The following is a 25,791-nucleotide window of genomic DNA, read 5'->3' as shown; positions in this document are numbered from 1 at the left end:
GAAAAGCAATACTTACATGTCGGATCTATCATCTTAACCAAGGTGGAGCTTCATTACAGGCAGAAGAAAGGTTGAACATCGGCATCATGAACGCAATTCCAAACCTCAACAAGGCACAATCACGCAAAGAACGAGCAGGGAAAGAGCCCTTTCCCATCTCTATACTTTCTCTTACGGTAGGCGCTTTTGCGATTGGTATGACTGAGTTTGTTATTATGGGTATTTTACCAAATGTCGCCAACGATTTACAGGTTAGTATTTCGACTGCTGGCCAACTCATTACAATGTACGCACTTGGAGTGGCCGTTGGCGCACCCATCCTGACCATTCTCACGCAGCGCATTCCGCAAAAGAAACTGTTATGTCTTCTCATGATTCTTTTTATACTGGGCAACGGAATCTCTGTGTTTGCACCAAACTATACCGTTCTCATGGTAGCTCGTATAATTACAGCTTTAACTCATGGTACTTTTTTTGGGGTTGGCGCAGTCATTGCATCCAATCTTGTACAACCCAATAAGCGGGCCGGAGCCGTATCTATTATGATGGCAGGTTTAACGATAGCCAATATTGTCGGAGTTCCTCTAGGAACATTTATTGGACAAAGTATGGGCTGGCGGGCCTCATTTGCAGCGATTGCTGTCATGGGAGTCGCCGCGCTGATCGGCATCCTCATTTTTATTCCAAAGCTTAAACAAGAGAAACCAGCGAGTGTTATCCAGCAGATTGCTGCGCTGGCTAATCCAAAGCTGCTGCTATTCTTATTGATCGGAGCATTAGGGAACGCCAGCTTGTTCACCGTGTTCACATATATTACTCCACTGCTTGAAGAAGTGACCGGTTTTGCTGAACATAGTGTGACTTGGATTCTAGTCTTATTCGGCTGTGGGGTGACCATCGGGAACATCGTTGGCGGAAAACTTGCGGATTGGAAGCTGATGCCTTCTATCGTGGGACTTTATTTTGCAGTCAGTATGATTCTAACGATCTTTTCCTTCACGATGCATAGCCCAATAGCTGCGGTAATCACAATATTTTTCTGGGGTATGGTGTCCTTTGCGGTCATGCCAGGTCTGCAAATACGGATTATGAGTCTGGCTCAGGCAGCCCCTGCACTTGCTTCAACGACCAGCCACTCCGCCGGGAATCTCGGTAACGCAGCGGGTGCCTTTATTGGCGGTTGGGTTATTTCTCATCTAGCGATCACTTCGCTTCCTTGGGTCGGTGCGGTTCTAGTGGGCCTTGGTCTGGTAATAGGCATAGCTTGTTTTGTAGCAGAACGGAAAGAAACTGTAGCGTAAGCTTTATAGATATTTATACAAAAAACGAGGGTGCTCCCAAAGTCATCATGGCTTGAGGCACCCTCGTTTTTTATATTTCAGAGGAACAATTCTGCTCTTCTAATCTTCAACATCTGCTTTGCACCTTTTTGAAATTCATAAGGAACCTCTAGTTCCTCTGCAGTAAATCCTTGCCTCACCAAATCATCAATTAGGCGGTCTAAATGCTCATACCTTTTGCAAGAAAGGTCGACTAGCGGAAAGATTCGGAGCTCGCCTCTCGTTACCCGCATGAGTTCCTTAACAGTCTCCAGATGAAATTTATAGTCCAGCCGATCGCTGTACATAAATAGAAAGTGAGCAGATAATGTCAGATCAAATGCTTCATCCGCAAAAGGCAGATCCGGAAGTATCACAGGAACATATCGCTGCGGGGTTTGTCTTCGATCCTTAGTGCTGGCGGTTAACGCTGCGTTCCTCGCTTCGGTCAGTCCCTCGATTGATTTAAAGTAGTTCCAAACGAAATTATCCTGTACTTTTTCCATTCCGGACATCGCATGCGCAATATCTTGAGCCCCTTTGTCTGCCAGCTCAACTTCAGAGTAATAGTAAGCAATATCAGCAGCCGTTACTTCACCACCCAACTGATTCGCTATTGCTGTAAAAGAGCAAGCACCCGCAGGACAATCCAGAATGCTCTGGCCGATAAGATCTGATTCCAGCAAATCAAACATACGTATATATTCCTCATAGGTTCTGCCAATAAAAACAATTCTCTCCAAATCAAGTTTTCCCTTTGCTCCGCTCATCTCAGCTCACCTTTCCTCTTCTAGGCTCATCTACACTTCTACTTCTGTTTTAATATACGAATAAGGTAATCCATTAGAATACCCAAAATCAAAAACGTTCCAAAATGAATAATATAAGTTGGGAATCTGACGCTGATTAACGCACTATTGGTTCCCCATCTCGGATTATTTACATCAACCATGAAGCTTACAAAAGGTTCTGTAAAGATCAGTGTATCTATAATAGGGTTCAAACGTACAAGAATAATATTCGCGATCCCCACCCCCAGATAGTCACTCAGACAGATGATGATACTTATAATCGAAAGCCAGAAACTGAATTTCCTCCTAAAAAACATCAAACACCGCCCTTTCTATTTTTTCTATTTCTTAACAATTCGTTTAAAATTCAAAATATCCTTGTCACAGTTAGTTCCTGTTTTAAAAAATGATACAATCTGGAGCTCGCTTGCTTAAGCGGATAATCTGAAAGTTTACATAGGATCCCACAGGTCATATCAATAACCTTCCCCTCCAGCTTCCGTACTATAGTTCCTGCTGGGGCTGGATTCAGCACAATCTCAGGAACAAGTGCCACACCTAAACCACTTCCCACAAAATATTTCAGCGCTGTCATGCTCCCAATCTCCATTGTATCTAGTGGCGGCCCGCCTGATTCCTGCAGCACACTTTCTAATTTTTTACGATAAGGACAATTCGCTGCCGTAATCAGTAAGCGATGACTCTGTAGATTCTCTGGGGTGATACGTTCCTTGGATGCTAGCGGATGCTCTTCTGGCAAAAGTAACAAGAATTCCTCCGCAAATAACGGTTCAAAATAAAGCTCCTTACCGAGCTCTGGTGCCGAGCACACTGCCAAATCAATTTCACCACGCAGGAGTAGTTCACTAAGTGCGGCGGTTCCCGCAATATCCACGGAGACTTTCACTTTAGGAAATTGCACCATAAACCTACTTAAAAGCTGCGGCAAACGATAGCTCGCCGTAGGGTCCGTTACCCCTAATCGCACGTTGCCAGCTTCCCCTATTTTTAAATCAGCCAAACGACTCTGTAATCGTTCCATATCTTTAACGATATGTAAGCTCTCTTCATAAAACAATCTGCCTGCTTCTGTTAAGCTGATTTGCTTCCCCCGCTCAAGCAATTGACATCCCAGATCTGATTCAAGCCTTTGCATCTGCATCGTAACTGTAGATTGGGCATAGTTCAATTCTTCTGCTGCGCGATTAAAGCTTCCGGAAGTTACGATCGTTTGAAAGGTTTTTATTGTTTTCAGATCCATCCTAGTGCCCTCCCCTATTCAATTCAAATTAATTGAACCAAACCTTCATTATATTCAATTATACGAAATCCACTTTTCTCTATAGAATACTTTATAACAACAACATACGCCAACATAAGGAGTGATTGAGGGTGGATCTCAACAATAAAGTCGCATTAGTAACCGGTGGAGGGACTGGAATTGGCAAAGCTGTAAGCTTGGAGTTATCCAAACGCGGAGCCCACGTCGTAGTGAACTATTCTAGATCTGAGGATGAAGCCAATGAAACCGTAAAGACGATTCTGAATCAAGGAGGGCAGGCTATAGCAATACAAGCGAATGTGTCTAAAGATCAGGAAGTGCGAAGTATGGCCGATTCGATTATTCAGCATTTCGGGACAATAGATCTGCTAGTGAATAACGCCAGTATAACTAAACATATTGCTCTCGGAGATCTGGAAAAGGCAACAGAGGAAGTATGGGATGAGTTATATGATGTAAATGTGAAAGGAATGTTTTTCTGCGCCAGAGCGGTCGCACCGTATATGAACCAAAAAAATTCAGGAGCCATCCTCAATCTCGGCAGCATCGCTGGACAGACAGGCTTAGGCTCATCCCTTCCTTATGCCGTCTCCAAAGCGGCTGTCCACGGTCTTACCAAATCGCTGGCACACGCGCTGGCTCCCCATATTAGAGTTAACTGTGTAGCACCGGGAGCCGTTGCTACTAGATGGTGGTCTGGACGAGAAGAACAAATGCATAAACTAGCCCCTAATCTGCTGCTTCAGCATATTTCAACCGCCGAGAATATCGCCCAGTTCGTCTGCGCTGCGCTAGAACAGGAAGCAATGACTGGACAGATCATTACCATAGATAGCGGACAAACATTGTAACAGCCAAAACAGCAAATGGTATGTCAGAACTACTTTTAAATATCATTAGCTGGTTTTTGCGTACCGTACAGGAGGAAGTGAAGCGTTGATAGCATAATTGGGGAATTTCTCCCTAATTATTGGCTAATTTGCTGGAAACTAACGACTTCGCCTGATTTTCAGGGAATAATTCCCTGATTTCGTTGATTTAAAGCAAATATCGGCTATTTTCAGGGAGGTTTTCCCTAATTACTATATAGCCAACACTATAGGAACCATAAATGCATCCGACATATCACATATCACATGACTTATAGAACGTAGCACATAGCGTACATGCCACCTATAGCCGAAGGGTTAAAGTAAGAAGCTGCCTCAAAAGTAGAATTCTCTACTTTTAGGACAGCCTCTTCAGCATAACTATTGGTGAAGATTCTTAGTTAGGTTCACTACCCCAGATCAGATTACCTGAGATGTAGGCGGGAGCTTTTGTCCAGTCTACAAAATTGGTATCAACCGCATTAAAAGAGTAATCTCCGGTTTGAGTGTAATTTGACCAATCCTCTTTAGCTACTCGCACTTGGATATCGATGCTTGCACCCGCAGCAAGTGAACCTGCTGCACTCGAGAATCCAAGCTCCAGATAATAATCCGCATCCGCTTTAGCCGTTGGCAGCTTCACAAACGTGCCCGTTACATTCGCGCTTCCAGCCTGTGACCAATCGCAGAAGAAGCTTTGTGCCTTCTCTCCGTCAATTGTGTAATAATATCTTAATTTCACATCAGAAAGTGCAACGGCACTTGTACTTGTGTTCACCAGCTTAAACTTTGGATTTAGCGTATTTCCGGAAGCAGTCACTGTACCGTTATACATCTGCACTTTCAGTGCTGCTGTAGGAGCTACTGACGTATCTGAGATGGTGACAACCAAGGATTGTGCCGCTCCGGCACTAAACTCAAAGGTCAGCGTTGTCGTTCCTACCGCTTGTGTCGCTAAATACGCTTTTTTAATCGTTACTGTTGATCCACTTACCGTATAATCCGTTCCTGCTACGAGGGTTGCCGTTCCGTTCTTGATCGTGCTCAGTGTATTTCCGTTCAACGTCATAGTTACTGCCACGTCTGCCTGATTCGCTGTTTTCTTATCAAATCCCGCGCTTGTTGGCGTTATCGTGGAGTTGGATACCGGTGTTGTAGTATCCGTTACCGCTACCGCCAAGGATTGTGTAGCTCCAGCGCTAAAGCTGAACGTCAGCGTTGTCGTTCCTACCGCTTGTGTCGCTAAATACGCTTTTTTAATCGTTACTGTTGATCCACTTACCGTATAATCCGTTCCGGCTACGAGGGTTGCCGTTCCGTTCTTGATCGTGCTCAGTGTATTTCCGTTCAACGTCATAGTTACTGCCACGTCTGCCTGATTCGCTGTTTTCTTATCAAATCCCGCGCTTGTTGGCGTTATCGTGGAGTTGGATACCGGTGTTGTAGTATCCGTTACCGCTACCGCCAAGGATTGTGTAGCTCCAGCGCTAAAGCTGAACGTCAGCGTTGTCGTTCCTACCGCTTGCGTCGCTAAATACGCTTTTTTAATCGTCACTGTTGATCCACTTACCGTATAATCCGTTCCGGCTACGAGGGTTGCCGTTCCGTTCTTGATCGTGCTCAGCGTATTTCCGTTCAACGTCATAGTTACTGCGACGTCTGTCTGATTCGCTGTCTTCTTATCAAAGCTTGCAGTTATTGGCGTAATGGTCGAGCCTGTAGCTGGTGGATTTACAGGATCAGCATACAAGGTGCCTCGGCCATTCGTACCGAGATATACACGTCCATAGATTCTTGGATCCCCAGTAATCGCCATATTGATCTTAGCGTATTGGTGAGCATCGTCATTAATACGAACCCAAGTTGCGCCAACATCATCGGAACGGAATACGCCCCGTACACCATCAATCTTAGCTACGGTGTACAATGCCATATAAGTTTGGCCCGGAGCAGCCTTCCCATATCCAATAAGATCAGCTTCTTCTACATTCGTTAACTTCGTGAAGCTCGCACCTGAATTAGTGGAGTGCCATAGACCATATTTATTCTCAACCGTATTCCCTCCGGCGAACCAGATGTCACCTTCAATACCTGGAACTGCCTTCATACTGATTTGGGCTTCATTCGGCTGTAATCCAGCCACATTATTGGTCGGGAAGCCCGAAGCTGCGGTGGCAGTAAATGTAGCTCCACCATCCACACTTACATAGAAGGTTCCTGCATAAAATCCATAGTATTTGTTAGGATTCACGCGATCAGACGCTATCTTCGCTCCAGCCGGTAATCCTGCACTTGCTGTCCAAGAATTGCCTGAGGTTTTGGAATAATACACCCCGATATCTGAGGTGCTCCACAGAATGGAATTACCACTTGCAGAGACAGCTACTTGTCCATGGCCAACCGTTGTTTTGGTTCCATTGGAAGGCTCGGAGTTTGGCATGTACCAGTTCACTCCACCATCGTTAGAGATACCAATGGACTTCATACTTGGCGTTTTTTCTTTATCTGCACTGCCTACCCGCACCATATAGGACGGACTCAGTTCAGCATAGTCAATACTCATCGTCGTTGCCCATGAAGGACTGGTCTGGAATTTAGTCGGCGCTACCGACAAATCCTCATGACGGAAACCGGAAACGTCACCAAGTGCAGTGATCAAATGGGAGGTTCCCGTTGGCGGGCTAATTAGCCCCAGCACTGCAGTTTCCTCCACACCTTTTGCCATGACAGAGATATTTACCTTGCCTCCGGTATCCCATGAGGTCAAATTGTTCGACCCATAAATTGTTGCTCCAGTGCCGTACATCATTCGATTCGAGTTAAATGGATCAATTTCCAAATCACCCATCATCCAGCCTAGCTTCGGTGAAGGATCCAGGGATGTTGAAGTGGTTCCATGATCGAGCCATGGAGCAGCGGTGATGTCCATGCTGAACTTATAAGTCCGTTCTGGATAATTGCCCCAATCCCAAATGCGACTCCAAGTAGCCCCACCATTGGTACTGCGGAAAATAACTTCATCAGGCCACCAAGCGTTTAAGCTGGATACCATCAATGTGTTAGGGTGCTGAGCATCCAGCGCCAATCCACCAAAGCCATACCAGTTATCTTCACCGGTCGTAGGACTGATATTGGTCCAAGCCCCACTAGTTTTGTTGTATTTCCAAACTTCACCCTTACTGCCATCATAGGGACCTACACCATTACTATAAGTAATATAGAGATCACCTGTGGATGACAGCTCGCCGTGATGTGGCAAGAACCCCGTAGGTTGTCCAGCCAGAGCTGTCCAGGTTACTCCACCATCTGTACTCCGATATACGCTGCTAGCCGTATCGGCCACACCGACATATATCGTTTGAGTAGCGTTGCCAAGTGTACCTGTGCTCTTATCGAACGTGATCCAAGACAATCCGACAAGATCATTCCCATAATCAAGTGTCGGATTCTGAATATACGTTCCTACGTTTGGAAAAGAGGTTACCTTTGACCAAGTTACACCCGAATCAATACTCTTCCAGAGACCATTACCACTTCTAGCTCCAAAATAGAGAATGTTGTTCTTATTGGGGTCGATGACTAGACGTTCACCAGCGGAACGGCCAGGCATATTGCCACCTACTTTAAAAGGCAGTGGAGTAGTTTGCCAGGTGTTCCCCCGGTCATTAGAGCGCATAATCTGGCCATTATTATCCCAATGATTAGTATACGTACCCGTTGCCATGTAGACTTTATTAGGATCAATTGGGTCTGTAGCCAGAGCATCAACACCATTCTTGTTCCAATCCACCCAGCCTACCGAGTCACTAATTGATGTCCAGCTAGATGTAGCTTGATTCCAGCGATAGGCCCCGCCAATATCTGTTCTGGCATAAATCAGATTCGGTTCAGTTTGATTAAAAATAATTCCGGGTACAAAGCCCCCGCCAGCTCCCGTTACAACGCTTTTCCAGGTGTAAGGTTCACTTGAGGCTGCATGGGTAGTAGCTGGGAATGCAGAGAATAAAGAGCCTACCATCGCGCCAAGCAGGACCAAAAGTCCTGTTTTCCGGATACGGTTACGAATCACGTTTTACGCCTCCTACGATATAATTGGTTTGTTTATGCCTTCTTCTTACTCTATATCCCTGCTCCTCCCTCCCCCTTAATCCATACCTTCAGAACTTAGACTCCATTTTCTGATAACGCTTTCATTATAATGGTAAGGTTTTTCATTATCGAGAGAAAATGGTTATATTTTGCAGAAGATTGTCTCTAAAAATCGTACCATTTTCACACTTCTGGATACAATTTCACTAAATTTTGATTGAAAATAATTCTGCTGATAAAAAAAACCTCCGGAATAAATCCCAGAGGCTTCTGATATAACTATTCTTCACTAGTATCTACAGGCATAACAATCTCTTTTATACCATTAAAATTGCTGATAGTTGTTTGCAACGTGAGCACTGACTCTGAATTTAAGTTTTCTGATTTCAATGAAGTGAATATTTCTGCCTCCACTTTATGCGGCAAAAGTGTAGTTTTATCCAGCGTATATCTTAGTTTAATCTTGTCTGTCAAATTCTGCTTCATCAATTTCATCGTTTCCTTACTCGCATCATGAGACGATATCTCTATCGAAAGTATGTATTCTTGTTCCTCCTCAGAAACAACGATCCCCTGAGAATCTATCCGGTATATGTCTATATAATCATACGGGTCAATAAATCTTTGTGCGATTTGTTTTTCTTTCGCTGGAATATAATCGTCCTGCTTAATAAATAAATCATCCATTACCTTTGTATGATATTCAGTATCCGATATGTATTCTTCTCGTTCCTTTCCTTCCGCAGTCTCCGATTTTAGATATACGGTATAAGGATTTCTAACATAGTCGACATGAAATGAAACAGCGCTCAACCAATGTTTATCTTCACTTTTTTCCGATTTGCTGGATGTTTCTTCTTGTTTCTCCATTTCTATAGTATAGCTCTCCTGCTTAGCCAGTTCACTCCGAGACATGCTGAGCAGCTCCTCTGCACGCTTATCTCCCTCTCCTTCAGCACCTGATTTAGTGTTCGTTGCACAACCTGTCAAACCTAACATACAAATGATACCGATAAAAACCATTTTTCTGATAAACATATTACTTCCCCTTCACTTCAAATGAAATCCAAATATAACTAAATCTATTTTATCATTATAAAGTTAACAGCTTATATGACGGAAAAGGTAGACATGTGAAAAAACGGCTTAAGATACACAGTTGTTGCGCTGAATTTAGTGTTTTAATGCAAATCAAAAAATACCTCCCCGACTTTACAGCAGAGAAGGTATTTAAATAATATTATCCAATTCTCTTAGCTCAATGTGTCAACACAAACTCATCCAGCAGCTTTCCATCCACATCATAGGCCTGATAGGTTAATGTATCCCCGGTAACGTTAATGCCCGCAAACATTTGCTTATAGTTCTGAAAATGCACCGCATGATAGAACTGATCTTCTTTTTTCTCGTTAAATTTCCCTCCAGAAGCGTTGGTCACCACATAGACTGTCCCTCGTTTAGCATCTTTGGAAATCTCACCTTCTGGAACTATTTTTCCGCCACGTAACGGGTAGGATCTGGAGTATTCATGATTATGACCCTGCAGCACTAAATCAACCTCATACGTATCAAAAATATCCGTCCAATTTTCAACTTTCTTATAGGAGTTCCCCCCGTAAGCCGGTCGGTGCATCGCAACGATTTTCCACTTCTTGTCTGTGTTCTTCAGATCTTCCTTTAGCCACTCCGTTTGCTTTTTTAGATTGCTCTCTGTATTCAGTACCGTTACATGCACTGGTCCATAATCGAAGGAATACGAGGTGCCTGCAATTGAACCCTTTGCCCCATTATCCGGCAGGTTGAAGTGTGAAGTATAATGCGTTGCATCCTCATCCACCTCATCATGATTGCCTGTTACCGGCATTAACGGAATCCCCGAAATCCAGCCCTGCACATTGCCAAAAAAATCATCCCAGCCTGCCGAATCCTCCGGATTCTCCGTCAAATCGCCGTTATGCACAATAAATTCAGCTTCAGGAAATGTCTGAAAAGCCTTGTTCAGCGTATTTCCCCACAGCTTAAAATCCTCTGCCGTTTCCCCTTGAGAATCCGTTACGTTGATAAAAGACACACTTGCCAGTCCATCTTCTTCCGTTGTAAATTCCGCTGCCGGACTCCATTCTCCTTCAACGCCACTACCCACTCTATAAGTATATAACGTCCCGGGTTCAAGACCCGTAGCTTCCACTTTATGAACACCTTTGGTGCCATTGTCTGTTTTGATGGAACTACTTTTCGCATCTACCCTTTGTACATCCGTATTTGCAAAAGAGGACACTTGTCCCTTTACAATCTCCAGAATGCCTGCTGCACTCGAATCACTTGTATACCAAGTAAACGCGCGGCTTGTGCTCGCATCTCCCTTAAAGGTAGTCACGAGATCATACGGTGCTGGTGAATTTGCATTACTTCCGCTTTTCGATCGTTCCAACCCATAAGCCACTAAAATAACCACAATCACAAGCACTCCTATGATTATGGCAAATTTATAGTCTCTCATCACGGTACCTCCTTATGAAAATTTCTCTCTAGCCTTCTAAATAAGATAGCCCCCTGCAAAGTCAGAAGTCAAATTTGCACACGAATCTTTATACAGACTTTTGTTAACGCAGTGTAAAACATTCAGCAAACATTCAGTCTATTTTAAGTTAAGCATAAGGTCTGTCTCCTAGAATTAGTCAAGCAGGAAGGTTAGCCAGAGATAGAGAGAGAAACGAGGTGTGAAAATGAATAAGAAGCTTCAATTCCGGCATGAACTTAAATTTTTCATTAACTATCATCAATACCTTATATTGCGCCAGCGATTGCAAAGCTTGATTGATAAAGATCAACACGCTAATGAGAGTGGAGAATACCACATTCGGAGTTTGTATTTTGACGATATCAACAACACGGCACTTGCAGACAAGCTCGGCGGTCTCAGAGAGCGGGCCAAATACCGGATTCGCATTTACAACATTCAAGACAACATCATTCACTTTGAGAAAAAAATTAAAATGGACGATTATATCGCCAAAATCAAAGAACCGCTAACCCGGCAAATGTACGACGAGATTATGGCGGGCAACTACGAAGTGCTGAACGTCCCGGACAGTCCGCTGTTCTTGGAGTTATACGATCAGATGCGCCATAACCTGCTGCGACCCAAGGTCATCGTGGATTATGTTCGCGAGCCTTATGTTTGCCACAACGGAAATGTGCGAATAACGTTCGATAAAGAACTACGTACGGGCCTGCACTCTACGGATATTTTCGATAAGGATTTGCATCCGATTCGGGCGATTGATGAGAACTTCATAATTTTCGAAGTGAAATTCGATGAGTATATTCCGGAGTACATTAAAATCGCGTTGCAGCTGGAGGGACTGAATAGGCAGTCCGCTTCGAAATACGTGATCTGCCGCAAATTCTTAAAAACTAACACTTGGGAGGATTATTGATTATGAATGCATCACTAGCACCGCTAGCAGCTACAACAACGACTACAGATACTACAAATAATTTTTCAGACATTATTAAAAACTCGGTGATCGACAATTTTGTATCTGATATTAGTATCTCCAAGATGCTGATTACCTTGGGCGTAGCTTTTCTGATCGGATACTTCATTTACCTGCTCTACAAACGTGTCTTTAGCGGCGTTTTATATTCCAAAAGCTTTAACGTCTCACTCATGGGCATGACCATGATTACAGCTACTGTCATTATCGCGATTAACTCTAACCTTGTGCTGTCCCTCGGTATGGTCGGCGCATTATCCATCGTTCGTTTCAGAACACCGATCAAAGATCCAACTGATCTGATCTTCTTGTTCTGGGCAGCTGTAGCAGGGATTGTAACTGGAGCAGGATTTTTCACCTTGGCTATTATCGGTTCGATCATTATCGGCCTTATTTTGTTCCTGTTCATTAAACACTCTTCTATCGAAACGCCATACTTACTGGTCATTAACTGCGACAGTGATGAAAGCGAACGTGAAGTACACAGCCATATCACCAAATCCGTAAAACGCTACAATGTGAAGCAAAAAACAGTCTCCGCAAACAATATTGAATTGACGCTGGAGCTTCGTCTGGATGATAAAGTAGGCGGCTTTGTCAACACAGTCTCTGACCTAAAAGGTGTCAAAAATGCACTCTTGATCAGCTATAGCGGTGACTATGTATCTTAATTACAACGAGATGAAAGGCGGTGCCCCAGATGAAAACCAGAGGTAAGTCAATCCTGCTGAGTTTTTGCTGCCTGCTGCTGGTCATCGCCGTAGCCGGGTGTCAGAATGCAAGTCCGTCTGCAATAAATAATCCAACGTCTGATGCTCAGGACAAGGTCATTTCGAGCGATGAGAAAAAGCTAGACGAGCAGGTCTTTCCAAAAGATAAGGTCGTGGATGTCAAAATCACCTTGGACCCGGACGATTTTCAGGATATGCTGGATAATGCCAGTGCTGAAGAATATAAAATGGCTTCCGTCGAGTACAACGGTATGAAATACGATAATGTAGCTGTACGGACCAAAGGAAATCTCAGTCTCAGAAGCGTAGTACAGATGACAGACTCTGACCGCTACAGCTTCAAAATTTCTTTTGATGAGTATGTTAACCAGAATTTATTCGGCATTACTAAGATCAACCTGAATAATAATTACAGCGATGCTTCTTATATGCGTGAATTTCTGACTTATGAGCTCGCTGAAAGTGTCGGTCTCCCGACGCCGAAATATTCCTTCGTCAATGTGTATGTAAACAATGAACTGAAGGGTTTCTATCTTGCAGTAGAACAGATCAGTGATGCTTATCTGGAACGCAATTTCGGCAACACTTATGGTGCACTTTATAAAGGTGTAATGACCGGTCAGGGCAGTGATTTGACTTGGCTGGGCGATGATCCATCCCTCTATACTGGACTAGAAATGAAATCCGATAAGTCCAACGATGATATTCTTGTCGACATGCTGAATGAGCTAAACAACGGCACCGATTATGAAAAATACATCGACGTAGAGGAATCGCTGAAGTATATCGCTCTAAATGCGGTCACGGGTAATATGGACAGTTATTTAGGTGGAAATAAGCAGAATTATTACTTATATGAAGACGATGGGGTCTTCTCGATTCTGCCGTGGGATTACAATATGGCTTTTGGCGGCATGGGAAGCGCAGATGTGTTAATTGACGAGCCTACCCAAGGTGCGTTGGCAGAACGACCACTGATTGCGAAACTGCTCGCTAATGATGAATACAAAACGAAATATCATGAGATTGTTAGTGAGATGATTACTGGCTATCTAGCGGACGATACGTTCCAGGCTCGGATGGATGAGCTGAACACGATGATTTCCAGCTATGTCAAAGCGGATCCATCCGCCTTCTACACTTTCGAACAGTATGAAAATGGGATAAAGGCTGTTGAGACCTTCATGTCGAACATGGCCACAAGTATCCAGCAGCAACTCGACGGTACCATTCCTTCCTCCGGTGACGGATCAGGAAGTGGTGGTGGCATGGGCGGCGGTGGCTTTGGTGGCGGCGCTAAAAATGGCGCAGCTCAAGGCGCTGCGGCTGCTGGGCAGGCCACAGGTGCGGTTGGCGCTACTGGTAATGCTGGCGCAAATGCAGCTGCACCAAATACCGAAGGGCAAGCGGCTACGGGTGGACAGACTGCCCAAGGCGGTGCAGGTGGTGAACCTGGTGCCATGGGCGGACCGGCTATCCCTAATGGCGGCGAGGGGCCTGGCAGTAACTCACAAGCAGCTGCGGGTGGGCAGACTACACAAACAGGGCAAACTGCTCAGGGTGGACAGGCCAACACTAACGGCCAAGCTGCTCAAGAGGGACAGGCCAACACTAATGGCCAAGCTGCTCAAGGTGGATTTGACGGCGGCGCGGGTGGTGAGCCTGGTGCTATGGGCGGACCCGCTTTCCCTGAAGGCGGCGGAAATGGTCCTGGTGGTGGCGGCATGGGCGGCGGTGGCTTTGGTGGCGGTATGCCTGGTGGTATGGGCGGTGGCGACTTTGGTGGTGCTGGTACTATGCAGCAAAAAGGCAGCACGAGTGAAGCCATCACAACTGGCGTCGCCATCCTTCTCCTAATACTAACCGCTGCTTTCGTAACCTTTTACAAACGCAAACGGCTGTAGATAAGTAAAAAGTATCCTTATCACCAATTAATTCATGCAAGAAGCCTCCGCCAATAAACGACGGAGGCTTCTTGCATGAACACTATATTCTTGTATCACAACTAGTTCCCGCTTACTCTTTTCGCCCGCGCAATATACTTATGGTTGCTATTAAAAAGGCTAGTAAAGAGATCCCTAATGCGATATAGACCATTGGGTTGACACTGGTGGAGTTGTTCTCGCTTTCCATGATGGCATTATGTTCTTCCATGCTCATGCCATTGTCACTGGAACCATGAGAATGTTCATCCCCACCGGAGGCTTGCACAATCGAAGTAATAGAATGCGGACTTTCTGTTCCTGCCTCACCAGACCACTGCACCAAGCTGCCATCGGCATAATGCTGATAAGCATCCCAAGCAATGTCGCCTGCAGTATCAGGATTCTTTGCTGTGAAATAGAAACGTTGGAATTGCCCTGCTTTAATTCCTTCTCCATTAGCTATCCAGCTAACTTTGTTCCCCTCAATGGTAACATCCCAGCCCGGTGTAGCCTCATATTGCTTGAACTCGGCACCCGCCGGGATTCGTAGATCGACTTGTACAGTCGCCACATCTTTTTCTGAAGGAACTTTAAGTGTGTAAGTCTCCCATGCTCCGGTACTGGATTGTGCTGGTGCTACGGTTACGTGCGCGCTAGCCACGGCTGCGAACAACAGAAGTGTTGCAGCGGCTGGTGCGAAGAGTGTCATTATTTTGCGAGATAATCTGTTCATAGTTAGAGTGCCTCTTTCTTTAAGTAATTTTATCATTTTTCACTTTCATCTCTATCCTCATATTTACCGCGGAAAATCACGTTTACGTGAAGCAAGCCCCTGCTCCAGAGCATAACGCGTTAGCTGCGTACGATTTTGGAGTTGAAGCTTCTGAAGGATGTTTTTCAGATGGTTTTTTACGGTATGCTCCGAAATCGACAGGCTTATGGCAATCTCTTTATTCGTCGATCCGGAAGACACACAGCTTAAAATCTCCTTCTCCCTTGCCGTCAATGACTCTCCTTCGTCCGTTACTGAAGGAACGGTAAATTCTTTCAAGATTTGAAAAGCCAGCTCCCGGCTTAGCGGTGCTTCTTCATTCACAATGGCTTGCAAATATTCAATCCAGGTGGAAGGTGCCAGATTCTTGAGTAAGTACCCTTGTGCGCCTTGCTTCAATGCTTCGAGGAGGTGGGAAATTTCGTCCGATACTGTAACGATAACGATTTTGACATAGGGATATTCCTGCTTGATCCGGCGAGTAGTCTCCAGCCCGTCCATCTCCGGCATCTGAATGTCGATAAGAATAAGATCAGGCATCCACTGGGCCGTGAACGCGATCGCCTCAGGACCACTCTCCACTACACCAATGACCTCAAAACTATCATCCATGGACAAAATCTCACACATCGCCTCACGCGCATGCGCATGATCATCCACAACCAAAACCCGGTACCGGCTCATAAACTTCCCCCTCCTTTCGTAATTTCCACATTTGTCCCCGTATTGCCGGAGCTCACCTGAAGCTTCCATCCCATTCCTTCGACACGTTCCTTCATGATCTGAAGGCCGTAACTTCCGTTCACCTCAAAGGGATCATGCTGAAATCCTTCGCCATTGTCGACAATCGCCACGCTCCAGTTTTTCTCAGTGCCTGCACCTGTTATAGAAACCTTCGCCGCTCTTGTATGCTTACGCACATTAATAATAGCCTCTCGGATACAAGATAGCAGCTCTGCTTTTTCCGAAGGAGAGAGGGCTTCATCCTGTAGACTCCAATCCAAGGAAACCTCAATCATAATCTCGTTAGCCATTTGAGCAAGCTGATCTTTAACCGACTGTTCCAATGAAAAAGAGTGCTGCTCAGACACTGGTACCTTCAGATTGGCGATCGCCTGTCGAACATAACGGTTCACCTCGTGGACGGTCTTTTTGATCTGATCCACATTTTCTTCGCTGACTTCCCCATTCCTGCGGCTTGCTTCCAAACGATCTATTTTGACAGATAAAAGAAATAAAGATTGCGCCATTCCATCATGCAGTTCCTTAGCTAGCCCTTCCCGGGCTTTCATTGCCTCTTTGAGCGCACGTTCCTGCTCCAGCTCCCGCTGATTCCGCTCCATCAGCGAAAACAAAGGGACGAGCAATACAAGAGTGAACAAAAATACGAGGACAGGTGTCAAATAATTCCCCAGATCCATCGAGATATAAGGCATTAGAAACTGATGGCGCACGACCTCCCAGATCCCTACCATTAGCGTTGGCAGTAACAGGATCATATACTTGATTCGGTTATACGTTGCTGTCCCCTCCCGTACATCTTATGATTAACAATATCACCGTCACAATTCTGCTACATGACTCGATCGGGCTATTTAAAGTTCTTATTGTTACAAATTTAAGTATTTTAAAAAAATAATGCTATCCTTCATAATATTATAAGCAATATATAGTGAAAATTTATACTTTCTTATATTGTAGCAAAAAAAAGATACATCCTTCGATGTATCTGCATCCCAGTTATAGTGGTGATGTGTAGCGTCCGTATTGAATGTCCATTTCTTTAAAAACATCTCCCTCTTTTTTCAGGAAAAATGTGTTTACGCCTTCCGCTCCCCACCACTCCATACCGAGTAATGGACCTTCAGCAGTTTCCGCCGCAAAAAGAATAGAGAACATCTCAGGTATCACTTCCCCTCCATCATCCACTCTCCAGACGGAAAATTCATCGCCTTGAATGACAGCCGGATAATCCATAAAGGTAAGCCCGGCCTTATCTTCCAGCACAAGACTAAATAACATCTCCTGATCCTGCCTAATGAATTGAACGAGATACAGCTGCCGATCACCAGACAGGTCAGCAAGTTTCCAAATGTGCTCTACTTCACGATTTTTCGCAGAAACAATATTCTGCCGCACACTTTCTGCAACATTTAGCGAGGCTTGCTTAACCTCCGTAGGCTTAACAGAGATTAACGCATTCGCATTAAACTCTGCCTGATCCGTCAGGTAATAGGTCTCATCAGGGGTCGCATTCCCCTCTTCAACCGTATAAAGATACCCTGGCAGATTCACAAAATTGTGAGCCATCTCCCGGCCATTACTGTTCTCCGTACCCTCCTGCCATTTATTCAATTTCACTTTTAGCACTTGCCCATGATCGCCGATCGCCTCATTCAATTGTTGCATTTGCGCATCCAGCCCTTTTTCCTGCCCGGTGACTAAGATGCTCTTGCCAGACTCATCTGCAAAACCAAAATTCGCCTTCAGCTTTTCAGCTTCCAGATAAGCTGCTGGCTGCTGCATGCTTGCCGTTGGTGTCGGCTCTGCACTTGGAGAAGGGTTTGGATTGTTAGAGCCTGAGCAGCCCGCCAGCAGTAGAACAATAAGGAAACTCACACTGAGCTTATTCATTCCCATTCCTCCAGACGAAACTAAAATATTCCCATACTAAGATACCGTTCCCCTGTGTCAGGTGCAATGCAAAGCACGCGTTTGCCAGCCCCAAGACGACGTGCTTCCTGCAACGCCGCCCATACAGTGGCACCACCGGATGGACCCAGCAGAATTCCTTCTTTTGCAGCCAGCGTTCTTACCGTCTCCAAGGCAGCTTCATCCGCAACCTGAACGATGTCATCGTAGACCTTTGTATTCAAAATGGCGGGTACGAAGCCCGGACTCGTTCCTACCAGCTTATGTGGTCCTGGCTTTCCTCCAGATAATACGGGCGAGCCTTGCGGCTCAACCACTAGAACCCGGATATCAGGTAGATGCTCACGCAAAACCTCACCGGTTCCAGTTATCGTGCCCCCAGTTCCTGATGAAGCAACAAACACGTCCAGCTTACCTTCCATTTGCTCCAGGATTTCCAGAGCGGTCGTTGTCCGGTGAATATCCGGGTTGGCTTTGTTCTCGAATTGCTGTGGAATAAAACTGTTCTCCACTTCTTTTCCCAGCTCAATCGCTTTTGCAATAGCTCCCGGCATCCGTTCTGCTGCGGGCGTCAGCACAACATCCGCACCATAAGCCTTTAGAATATTGATTCGTTCCTTGGTCATATTATCAGGCATGACAAGAATCGCTTTATACCCTTTTGCCGCGGCATTCATCGCTAAGCCTATCCCTGTATTTCCACTAGTCGGCTCAATAATCGTCCCGCCCGGCTCCAGCAAACCTGCTAGCTCGGCTTGCAGGATTAGATTATAAGCTGCCCGGTCTTTTACACTGCCACTTGGATTAAAAAGCTCCAGCTTCACGTATAGTTCTGCATCTTGGGGGCTAGTCAGCCGATTTAATCTTACAACCGGTGTATTCCCAATCAGCTCTGTTATATTGTTAACCACTAAGGATGTCATTTTAGAGCCTCCTTCATTTCTGTACCTTCCATTATTGTAACGTGAGCAGCACCTCCTGTCGATTCAGAACCTTAGTTTCTGCAACCTGAAAACAACCGCCCCCCACGAAAGCGGGAGACGGCTGTTCAGTACTGGCAGCATTTATTTTTAAGGATTAACGTTAATCGTAAAAGTAGACGTATTATTTTTAATATTCGTTACCGTGTTGGTAATCTTCAGATTGTTAAAGGTGGCTGACCCTCTGGCAGGACCTTGCCCAGCCTCAGCCGCTTCATTTACCCAGATGCCCACTCCGGATTTGCTGTCAAAAGCATCTCCACTCTTTTGCGCACCGGAAATTGTGACATTCGTGAAGAGGGTATCTGTCACTGGGAATTGCGGCGTGGAGCCGACATAGTTGGTCTGGAACATGATGCCATGATAGGTTGGATCAATGATATCCACATCACTGACACGAATGCCTTGGAATACCTTAGAGGCTGAGAATACCCAGATTGCCGGGAAGGTCTGTGCCCCCCAGAAATGTCCACCTGCACGAACAATGGAAATATTCTCAAAATTCGTTGTCGGTGAAGCGCCAAAGCCGTTCATTGGATACCCGAAGTCAAGTGAGCTGATCGTAATTCCAGAATAGCAAAGCGTGTCAGCAATATAAATGTTGCGGAAGGTATTGGCATATCCGCCATAGACGGCTACACCTGCTGCCCGCCAGGTCAAGATTGAAGTGAGATTCTCATAAATATTATCCTTCATATCTGCACCACCGGAATCAATAGCCGAAAACAATGCAAAGCTATCATCCCCTGTTGCCCGTGCCTCAATATTGGACACGAGATTATTCGTGCTGCCATTCGTCATATTGATGCCGTCAGCGAAGGTGTTGCGGATACGGGAGTTTTTGATCACCATGTAATCCGTATTAGCTCCCCAATACATACACACCTGATGTTCGGTCCAGATGTTATCGATCGTAATATTTGCCACATTGGAGAAATCAAATACTTTACCCGGGCCATCAATACGTGATGTGTAGTTCCCAAAGTAAGCAAAATTCGCAAAAGTAGAGCCGTTAGCGGTATCGCTTGCCCGGAAACCGATATCCGTATTCTCCTGATTCGTTGGAGCGTAAAATCTCGTATACCATGGGCCCGCACCAATGATCTTCACTGCTTTTCCATAGACCTGAAATTTACTGGAGGTCTGATAGTTACCGGCTGGTAAATACACACCTACGAGATTTCCGGTCGTATCCATGCGTACTTTATCTAGCGCATTTTGCACATCCTGATGTGTAAAGCCGGCTGGGACCGTATATTTGGCCGGATCTGGATTGGTAATCGGTGATACCTGCTCCAGACTGATGAAATCAATGGCATACTGCGAGGTATTTGCCACATCCTTTTGCAGTCGAATCGTACTACCTTTCGGAATCGTGCTGTCGAACATAATGTTAGCTTCATCATAAATATGCCGCGGAGAACCCGCGCTTGGTGAATTGCCGGGACTTATCTCTGAACCGTACAGCCATGCATATTTAGAGGTCAGATTAATCGCCTTGGTATAAACTCCGTTCACATAGATGTTCAGTGTAGCATTCGTACCGTCTCCACTCGCCGAATCTGGAATGGAGAAGCGGGTGACCAGTGTATTAGTGTCAGCCTTAGTAGTGAATTCTACATAACTGCCTGTAGTATTCAGTGTGACTGCTCTTCTGCCTGAAGCCTCACCCGCAAGATCTCCAATGGTCCGATTAGCAGTAAGCTTCACAGCCCCGCCACCAATCACACCCTCCTCAGCCTCATACATGTCGTAAGGCATATTGGCTCCACGACCTACAAAAAGAGACTGTGTTTGAATATTATTGGCCTGTTTAACTGGCAGCTCATTAGTGTCTACGGCAATTTCCGTCTTCACAGTATATTTGCCATTAGCTGCTGTCCAAGTGCCAAGACTAACAGGAGGCGCTGTTACTCCACTGCCAATCACGCCGTTATAGGTTCCAGTTAAGGTTTGGAGTACAGCATTCGTAGTAGCATCCAGAACCTTCAAGGTTATGTTATGCGCACCCCCTGCGGATGCTGCTGTCCCTTGATTCTTGATTGCCACCGAGAATCTGACCACATTGCCGCCTGCTGGATTGCTTGGTGTCCAGCTAACAGGGGAAGCTACTAGATCAGAACTGGATACGGGAGCTATAATAAGAGAATTTGGGCTAGTGAAGCTGTTATTGCCTTCGTTCAATTCAATAACCGTATTATTCTCGTCAACCTTTGCAGTTAAAGTATAGGTAGCAGCATCCTTTGCGCCCATATTTAAAGTGACGTTCGTAGATGCGCCAGCCGCTAATGCCCCCACTGGGCTAGTGCCTACAAGTGTGCTGCCCAAGTAGAAATTCACATTAGTCGCTATGGAAGCTAACGTTCCAAGGTTTTTTACCGTTGCATTTAAAGTAATGGCATTGGTCTCTACTGGAGCTGAAGGTGACCATGTAAGACCGGTTATCGCCAAATCCGGATTAGCAGCTGGTGCACCCATCACTTGGAATTCAGCGATTTGTCCAGCGGTTGAACCAGTATTGGTGGTAATCTTCAACTGTACTTCACTAGCCGTGGCCGTTACCGGAATAGTGACCGTATTGCCAGTTGCCGGATTAAAAGTATACACGGTTGCTGGCACAAGACTAGTAAAGGCTGTTGTATTCTGAGTATGCCCAAGCACTTGAACAGTCTGAGTACGTGTGGACCAGGCCGATGATGGATTCAGTTTGAGGACAATGGATGTAATATCGGCATTACTACTCAGGTTTACAGATAATGTATTGGGATAACTTCCTCCTGCTCCTTCCCAGTAAGTAGTTACATCACCGTCATTCGCATTTGTAGGAACAAAGGTAAAGACGGAAGAGGAAGCGTTGATGCTTTTGTTCAAAGCCAGATTGGAACCCGCCCCAGGCGTTGGTGTAACTGTTGGTGTCGGGGTCGGTGTTACCGTTGGCGTTGGTGTAGGTGATACTGTCGGTGTTGGCGTAGGTGTTACTGTCGGTGTTACCGTTGGAGTTGGGGTAGGTGTTGCCGTTGGTGTCGGAGTTGCCGTCGGCGTTGGCGTAGGTGTTGTCGCAGAAGCTGGAGTGACGTTCAAATTATCTAGATTCACATTTCCAGTGTCTCCTGCATCGTACTTATAAGTAATCGTGTTAGCGCCAGCATTCAGAGCCAGCGTCTCAATCTTTGTTGACCAAGTATTCCAATTGGCCAGATTCGCAAGTGAGGTTTGTTTAATTTTAGTTCCATTCACATAAACACTAATGGTTTTTGTACTGCCTGATGCATTTGAAAATCTTAATGTAGCATCATAGTTACCAGCAGAAGCCACATTAACGCTAAATGTAGTCGCAGCACCTTGATTTAGGTAACCATCAATAAATCCTGTACCTGTATAACCTGTATGATCCGTGTTAACCTTGGCACCACCGGATAATGCGGCATTCTCCGCTTCATATCCTGAGGATGGAGTTGTAGTTGTATTACCATGAACCTCAAATTCCGCTAACTGTGCTGCTGGCCAGACTGTATTGGATGTGAAATTCAGTTTAACATATCTGACATTCGCAGCTGTAAAGCTGATGGTCACTGTATTGGAATCACTCGTTGGATTAAATGTATAATTGGCGGAATCTACTAAGTTATTGTAAGCTGCATCATCTGTACTCCCTTGCACCGCTAACGTTTGAGTTCTTGTTTCCCAATTCGTAGGCAGCTTTAGCACAACCTGATTCACGCTGCTTGCTGCCCCTAAATCCACTTTAACCCATTGCGGAAAAACACCGCTTGCGCTCTCCCAATACGTTCCTTGGCTGCCGTCATTAGCATTGGCTGCTACGTATACATCACCGAAGGAGCTTGAAGTAATAGTCTTCCCTTGGGCTAAATTCCCCGCGGCTAAACTCACCGAGGGATATAATCCTAACTGACCTACAAATAATATAACAATCAAACAATAAAGTACTGCCGTCTTCCCGGTAAATCTTTTAGAAGCTGCTATCATTGAATAACCACCTTCCAAAATTTTGTGGAGCTACACAGCAGAAAGGATGCGCTTTCAAAACAGTAGTTTTATAGACATTCGCCTCCTACATTTGAAATGATGGATTACGGATACAAGCTAACTAATAACGCTAATAATATAAGTTATAGGTAGATGGCCGTCGATGGCGATTTCTATGCTTTGTATGTGGGATATTACGTTCAACAAAAAAAGCCCCGGAGAGGCCAAGGGGACTATATTGCCCCTTAACTCTCCGACGCTTCATGTTATACATTAAATCTAGCTACCAACCCTTGCAGTCCATGCGCCATTGTACTTAATTCACTTGCAGAGGATGCAATTTGTTCGACCGAAGCCATTTGCTCTTGTGAGGCTGCCGACACATGCTGAGTACTCGCAGCGGTTGTTTCCGAGATTTGCGTAACGTTACGAATTGACTCTACAATCTCATCCGCAGCCGCCGTAATCTCCTCCACGGCTCCAGATACTTCCTGAACCTGTTCAGCAAGTGAATCTATAGATAATCGAATCTCACCGAAGGAACGTCCCGCTTCCTCGATAATCTCCGTACCTCCCTTTACTTCACGCATGCTGCTCATCATCACCTTCATGGCATCATCTGCTTCACTTTGGATCCCAGTCGCCATTTCTGCAATTTGATTGGCGGATTCCGCGGACTGCTCTGCCAGCTTACGGACCTGATCGGCAACCACAGCAAAACCTCTACCTTGCTCACCAGCACGAGCTGCCTCAATCGTCGCATTTAGGGCCAGCATATTCGTCTGCGAAGCGATTCCTTTTATGACTCCTACAATACTGCCAATCTCCTGAGATCGATTCACAAAACCTTGGACCTGCTGTGATAAAGATTGTATGGAGTGATTAATCGATTCCATTTGCTGCCCAGCGGCCTGAAGGGATTCATCTCCTGTAATGGCAAATGCCGCAGAGCGATGGGAGGCTTCCGAGATGTCCTGGACACTGGCAGCAATTTGACCGATTCCTAGTGATATTTCTGAGATTGTAATTGTATTGGTCTGCAAATCATTCATCTGTCTGGCTGTTCCGGAAGCGACTTCACCCATAATATCCGATATTCGTTCTGTGGCGCCTGCCGTCACTCCACTATCTGACCTAAGCTTTGTAGAGGAACTCGCGAGACTATTTGCTGATAACTTCACCTGTTCAATCATCGTGCCCAGATTATCTGTCATTTTATTAAAGTTAAACGCCAGTTCACCAATCTCATCTTTAGAACGAACACTTAACTTGCGCGTAAGATCGGCATCCCCATCTGCAATTTCCTTCAACTGAGTGTTCACATCACGAAGCGGTTTAATAATCCGTCCAGAAATTAGCAGCGCAAGGACCACCGCGAGCACTACCGACAATCCGGTCACACCAAAGCTAGTAATCAAAGCGTTATTACGATGCGAATTTGCCAGGCTTTGTCCATTCTCTATTTCCTCCATGAGCATGTTCTGAAACACAATCTGAGATTCAATCATAGCGTCTAATGACAGGTCCGTGAATTTCTTCTGTGCTTCCGGGAAATTTCCTTCCTTAGCTAAGGCAAAAGCTTCCTTCAGAACGATCAAATAATCATTCCATTTGCTCTTCAGCTCAGTTACACCCTTTAACTCAGCTTCACTTAACCGGGCATTCTCCAGCTCTGTAATAGCATTTTCAATCAATGGGAGCATTTCTTCATACTGCGCCAGATATGAATTCCGCTCATCATCTGTGTTGCTCATCACATAACGAGCACCCAGCTCATCTGCGGTACGAATCTTATCCGTTAAGCCTTGAACAAGTGACAGCTTGTCCCAGTTACGATTAACCTGATCTGTCAATTGGGTAACCTTCCCCTGAAACAATGTGTTTCCGGCTATCGCCACTAGAAAGACTATAATCACAGCAGTAAATCCTAAGACTATTTTCCCACGGATACTTTTCACCATCGGTTTTCCTCATCTCTATATGTATGTAGATCTATTTGGTACTTTTATCCTACTAGCTCTCCCTTAAGCCTCTCTGAATTTGAACTGAATGTTTGCTTAAAAAAACAAAAAGACCCCTATTTCCGGCCGAGGCAGGAACTAATAGTCTCTTGAGATCTTTTTATTCGTATAAATTTCCGTTAGCCAGCTCTGCCAGCTTCGATTCATCCAGTACACTTAAGCGTCCACGATTTCGTGTAATGATTCCTTCATCAATAAAACGCCGTACGATTCGATTAAGATGCCGATAGCTTGTGCCAAGCAATTCTGCTGTCTCAATAAGACTTGAGGTCCGAATCTCCTCCACCCGCCGGTCACCATTTTTATCTGCGAACAAAGACATTAAATAACTGGCAAATCGATTCTCCACAGGATACAACAGGTTAAGTGCGGAGGCTTGACCGAGCGTATGCAATTTGTGACTAAGTTCTCCGACGAGAAAACGTAACAACGCTGTATTTTCCTCAAGCTCTCTCAGGAGTAGTCTTCTCCCTGCAAAAAGAATCAAGCTCTCACCCACAGACTCCACTTGGTTCTTAACAGGGAACCGGTGAAGCAGCTCTACATCCCCAATCACAGATATCGGATTTGTAAACCGCACCAGCATAGATTTGCCATTTGGCAGCAAGGTCTGAATTTTGAGCTTGCCCTCAACCAATATGAACATCCCATCCAATTGATCGCCAACCAGACACAGCTTTTCTTCATCCGCGTAACGTCTCAACTCCATTTTATGCGTTACCAGCGGGCTAAATATTCCGTCCAGACCGTTCTTCACTGCCAAGGCACGGACAGCCTCACGGTCATTTATCGTCTGCATGTAGTGCCCCCTCTATTGTTTGCTCCAGTGTAATTTAGAATACCCCACAAAAAAAGGACATATGTCCTTTTTAA

The 25,791-nt window shown here is 45.3% G+C and carries 19 protein-coding genes; 5 read left to right on the top strand and 14 right to left on the bottom strand.

Features of this window, described 5'->3' with window-relative positions; genetic code table 11:
* Nucleotides 1-86: 86 nt before the first annotated feature.
* Nucleotides 87-1,301, top strand: a complete 1,215-nt coding sequence (locus MHI51_RS11965) for an MFS transporter (protein WP_341002168.1) — start codon at nucleotides 87-89, stop codon at nucleotides 1,299-1,301.
* 77 nt (nucleotides 1,302-1,378) lie between these two features.
* On the opposite strand, the gene MHI51_RS11960 is transcribed toward MHI51_RS11965, so the two are convergent.
* From MHI51_RS11960 to MHI51_RS11950, 3 genes are read right to left on the bottom strand one after another with little or no spacing between them, the layout of a single operon-like run.
* Complete coding sequence (locus MHI51_RS11960) at nucleotides 1,379-2,089, bottom strand: SAM-dependent methyltransferase (RefSeq protein ID WP_341002167.1); 711 nt, start codon at nucleotides 2,087-2,089, stop codon at nucleotides 1,379-1,381.
* 38 nt (nucleotides 2,090-2,127) lie between these two features.
* The gene (locus MHI51_RS11955; RefSeq protein ID WP_076220258.1) at nucleotides 2,128-2,427 is read right to left on the bottom strand and encodes a hypothetical protein; all 300 of its coding nucleotides are present in this window, start codon (nucleotides 2,425-2,427) and stop codon (nucleotides 2,128-2,130) included.
* 50 nt (nucleotides 2,428-2,477) lie between these two features.
* Nucleotides 2,478-3,371, bottom strand: a complete 894-nt coding sequence (locus MHI51_RS11950; protein ID WP_076220259.1) for a LysR family transcriptional regulator — start codon at nucleotides 3,369-3,371, stop codon at nucleotides 2,478-2,480.
* Between the two features lie 131 nt (nucleotides 3,372-3,502).
* Here MHI51_RS11950 and MHI51_RS11945 point away from each other — a divergent pair, with 131 nt between their 5' ends.
* Nucleotides 3,503-4,243 carry an SDR family NAD(P)-dependent oxidoreductase gene (locus MHI51_RS11945; protein WP_342410698.1) on the top strand — a complete coding sequence of 247 codons (741 nt, stop codon included), beginning with the start codon at nucleotides 3,503-3,505 and terminating at the stop codon, nucleotides 4,241-4,243.
* A 415-nt stretch (nucleotides 4,244-4,658) separates the two neighbouring features.
* Here the strand turns inward: MHI51_RS11945 and MHI51_RS11940 are convergent, their stop codons facing one another.
* From MHI51_RS11940 to MHI51_RS11930, 3 genes are all read right to left on the bottom strand, one after another.
* Entirely contained in the window at nucleotides 4,659-8,279 is a 3,621-nt protein-coding gene (locus tag MHI51_RS11940) for a X2-like carbohydrate binding domain-containing protein (protein WP_405174056.1), read from the bottom strand.
* A gap of 350 nt (nucleotides 8,280-8,629) precedes the next feature.
* A complete protein-coding gene (locus MHI51_RS11935; protein WP_076309246.1) occupies nucleotides 8,630-9,388 on the bottom strand; it encodes a DUF6612 family protein in 759 nt (252 codons plus the stop codon).
* 220 nt (nucleotides 9,389-9,608) lie between these two features.
* Nucleotides 9,609-10,850, bottom strand: a complete 1,242-nt coding sequence (locus tag MHI51_RS11930; RefSeq protein WP_341002165.1) for a metallophosphoesterase family protein — start codon at nucleotides 10,848-10,850, stop codon at nucleotides 9,609-9,611.
* Between the two features lie 226 nt (nucleotides 10,851-11,076).
* On the opposite strand from MHI51_RS11930, the gene MHI51_RS11925 reads away from it, so the two are divergent.
* Genes MHI51_RS11925 through MHI51_RS11915 form a run of 3 tightly spaced genes read left to right on the top strand, consistent with a single transcriptional unit; the run spans nucleotide 11,077 to nucleotide 14,485 of the window.
* Entirely contained in the window at nucleotides 11,077-11,790 is a 714-nt protein-coding gene (locus MHI51_RS11925; protein WP_076193893.1) for a polyphosphate polymerase domain-containing protein, read from the top strand.
* A 2-nt stretch (nucleotides 11,791-11,792) separates the two neighbouring features.
* Nucleotides 11,793-12,521, top strand: a complete 729-nt coding sequence (locus MHI51_RS11920; RefSeq protein WP_036683492.1) for a DUF4956 domain-containing protein — start codon at nucleotides 11,793-11,795, stop codon at nucleotides 12,519-12,521.
* A 29-nt stretch (nucleotides 12,522-12,550) separates the two neighbouring features.
* On the top strand, nucleotides 12,551-14,485 hold the full coding sequence (locus MHI51_RS11915; RefSeq protein WP_341002164.1) for a CotH kinase family protein: 1,935 nt from the start codon (nucleotides 12,551-12,553) through the stop codon (nucleotides 14,483-14,485).
* Between the two features lie 112 nt (nucleotides 14,486-14,597).
* Here MHI51_RS11915 and MHI51_RS11910 read toward each other — a convergent pair whose 3' ends face one another.
* The 8 genes from MHI51_RS11910 to MHI51_RS11875 form a co-directional block, all read right to left on the bottom strand.
* Nucleotides 14,598-15,239, bottom strand: coding sequence for a DUF1775 domain-containing protein (locus tag MHI51_RS11910; RefSeq protein WP_076130655.1), 642 nt, complete (start codon nucleotides 15,237-15,239; stop codon nucleotides 14,598-14,600).
* Nucleotides 15,240-15,302: 63 nt separating this feature from the next.
* Complete coding sequence (locus MHI51_RS11905; protein WP_038570057.1) at nucleotides 15,303-15,962, bottom strand: response regulator transcription factor; 660 nt, start codon at nucleotides 15,960-15,962, stop codon at nucleotides 15,303-15,305.
* Entirely contained in the window at nucleotides 15,959-16,732 is a 774-nt protein-coding gene (locus MHI51_RS11900; protein ID WP_254857126.1) for a sensor histidine kinase, read from the bottom strand. Before MHI51_RS11900 ends, MHI51_RS11905 begins: the two co-directional genes overlap by 4 nt.
* Nucleotides 16,733-17,018: 286 nt before the next feature.
* Entirely contained in the window at nucleotides 17,019-17,912 is an 894-nt protein-coding gene (locus MHI51_RS11895; protein ID WP_341002161.1) for a hypothetical protein, read from the bottom strand.
* 20 nt (nucleotides 17,913-17,932) lie between these two features.
* Nucleotides 17,933-18,853, bottom strand: coding sequence for a cysteine synthase A (gene cysK, locus MHI51_RS11890; RefSeq protein ID WP_341002160.1), 921 nt, complete (start codon nucleotides 18,851-18,853; stop codon nucleotides 17,933-17,935).
* 147 nt (nucleotides 18,854-19,000) lie between these two features.
* Nucleotides 19,001-22,897, bottom strand: a complete 3,897-nt coding sequence (locus MHI51_RS11885) for a discoidin domain-containing protein (RefSeq protein ID WP_341002158.1) — start codon at nucleotides 22,895-22,897, stop codon at nucleotides 19,001-19,003.
* A gap of 266 nt (nucleotides 22,898-23,163) precedes the next feature.
* Nucleotides 23,164-24,858: a methyl-accepting chemotaxis protein gene (locus MHI51_RS11880; protein WP_342410693.1), complete on the bottom strand. Its 1,695-nt coding sequence runs from the start codon at nucleotides 24,856-24,858 to the stop codon at nucleotides 23,164-23,166.
* A 160-nt stretch (nucleotides 24,859-25,018) separates the two neighbouring features.
* The gene (locus MHI51_RS11875; RefSeq protein WP_036683474.1) at nucleotides 25,019-25,717 is read right to left on the bottom strand and encodes a Crp/Fnr family transcriptional regulator; all 699 of its coding nucleotides are present in this window, start codon (nucleotides 25,715-25,717) and stop codon (nucleotides 25,019-25,021) included.
* Between the last annotated feature and the right edge of the window lie 74 nt (nucleotides 25,718-25,791).

Origin of the sequence: Paenibacillus sp. FSL H8-0260, from assembly GCF_045040625.1 — a bacterium.
Lineage (GTDB): Bacteria > Bacillota > Bacilli > Paenibacillales > Paenibacillaceae > Paenibacillus_AQ > Paenibacillus_AQ odorifer.
This window is presented reverse-complemented; position numbering and strand designations above follow the sequence as displayed.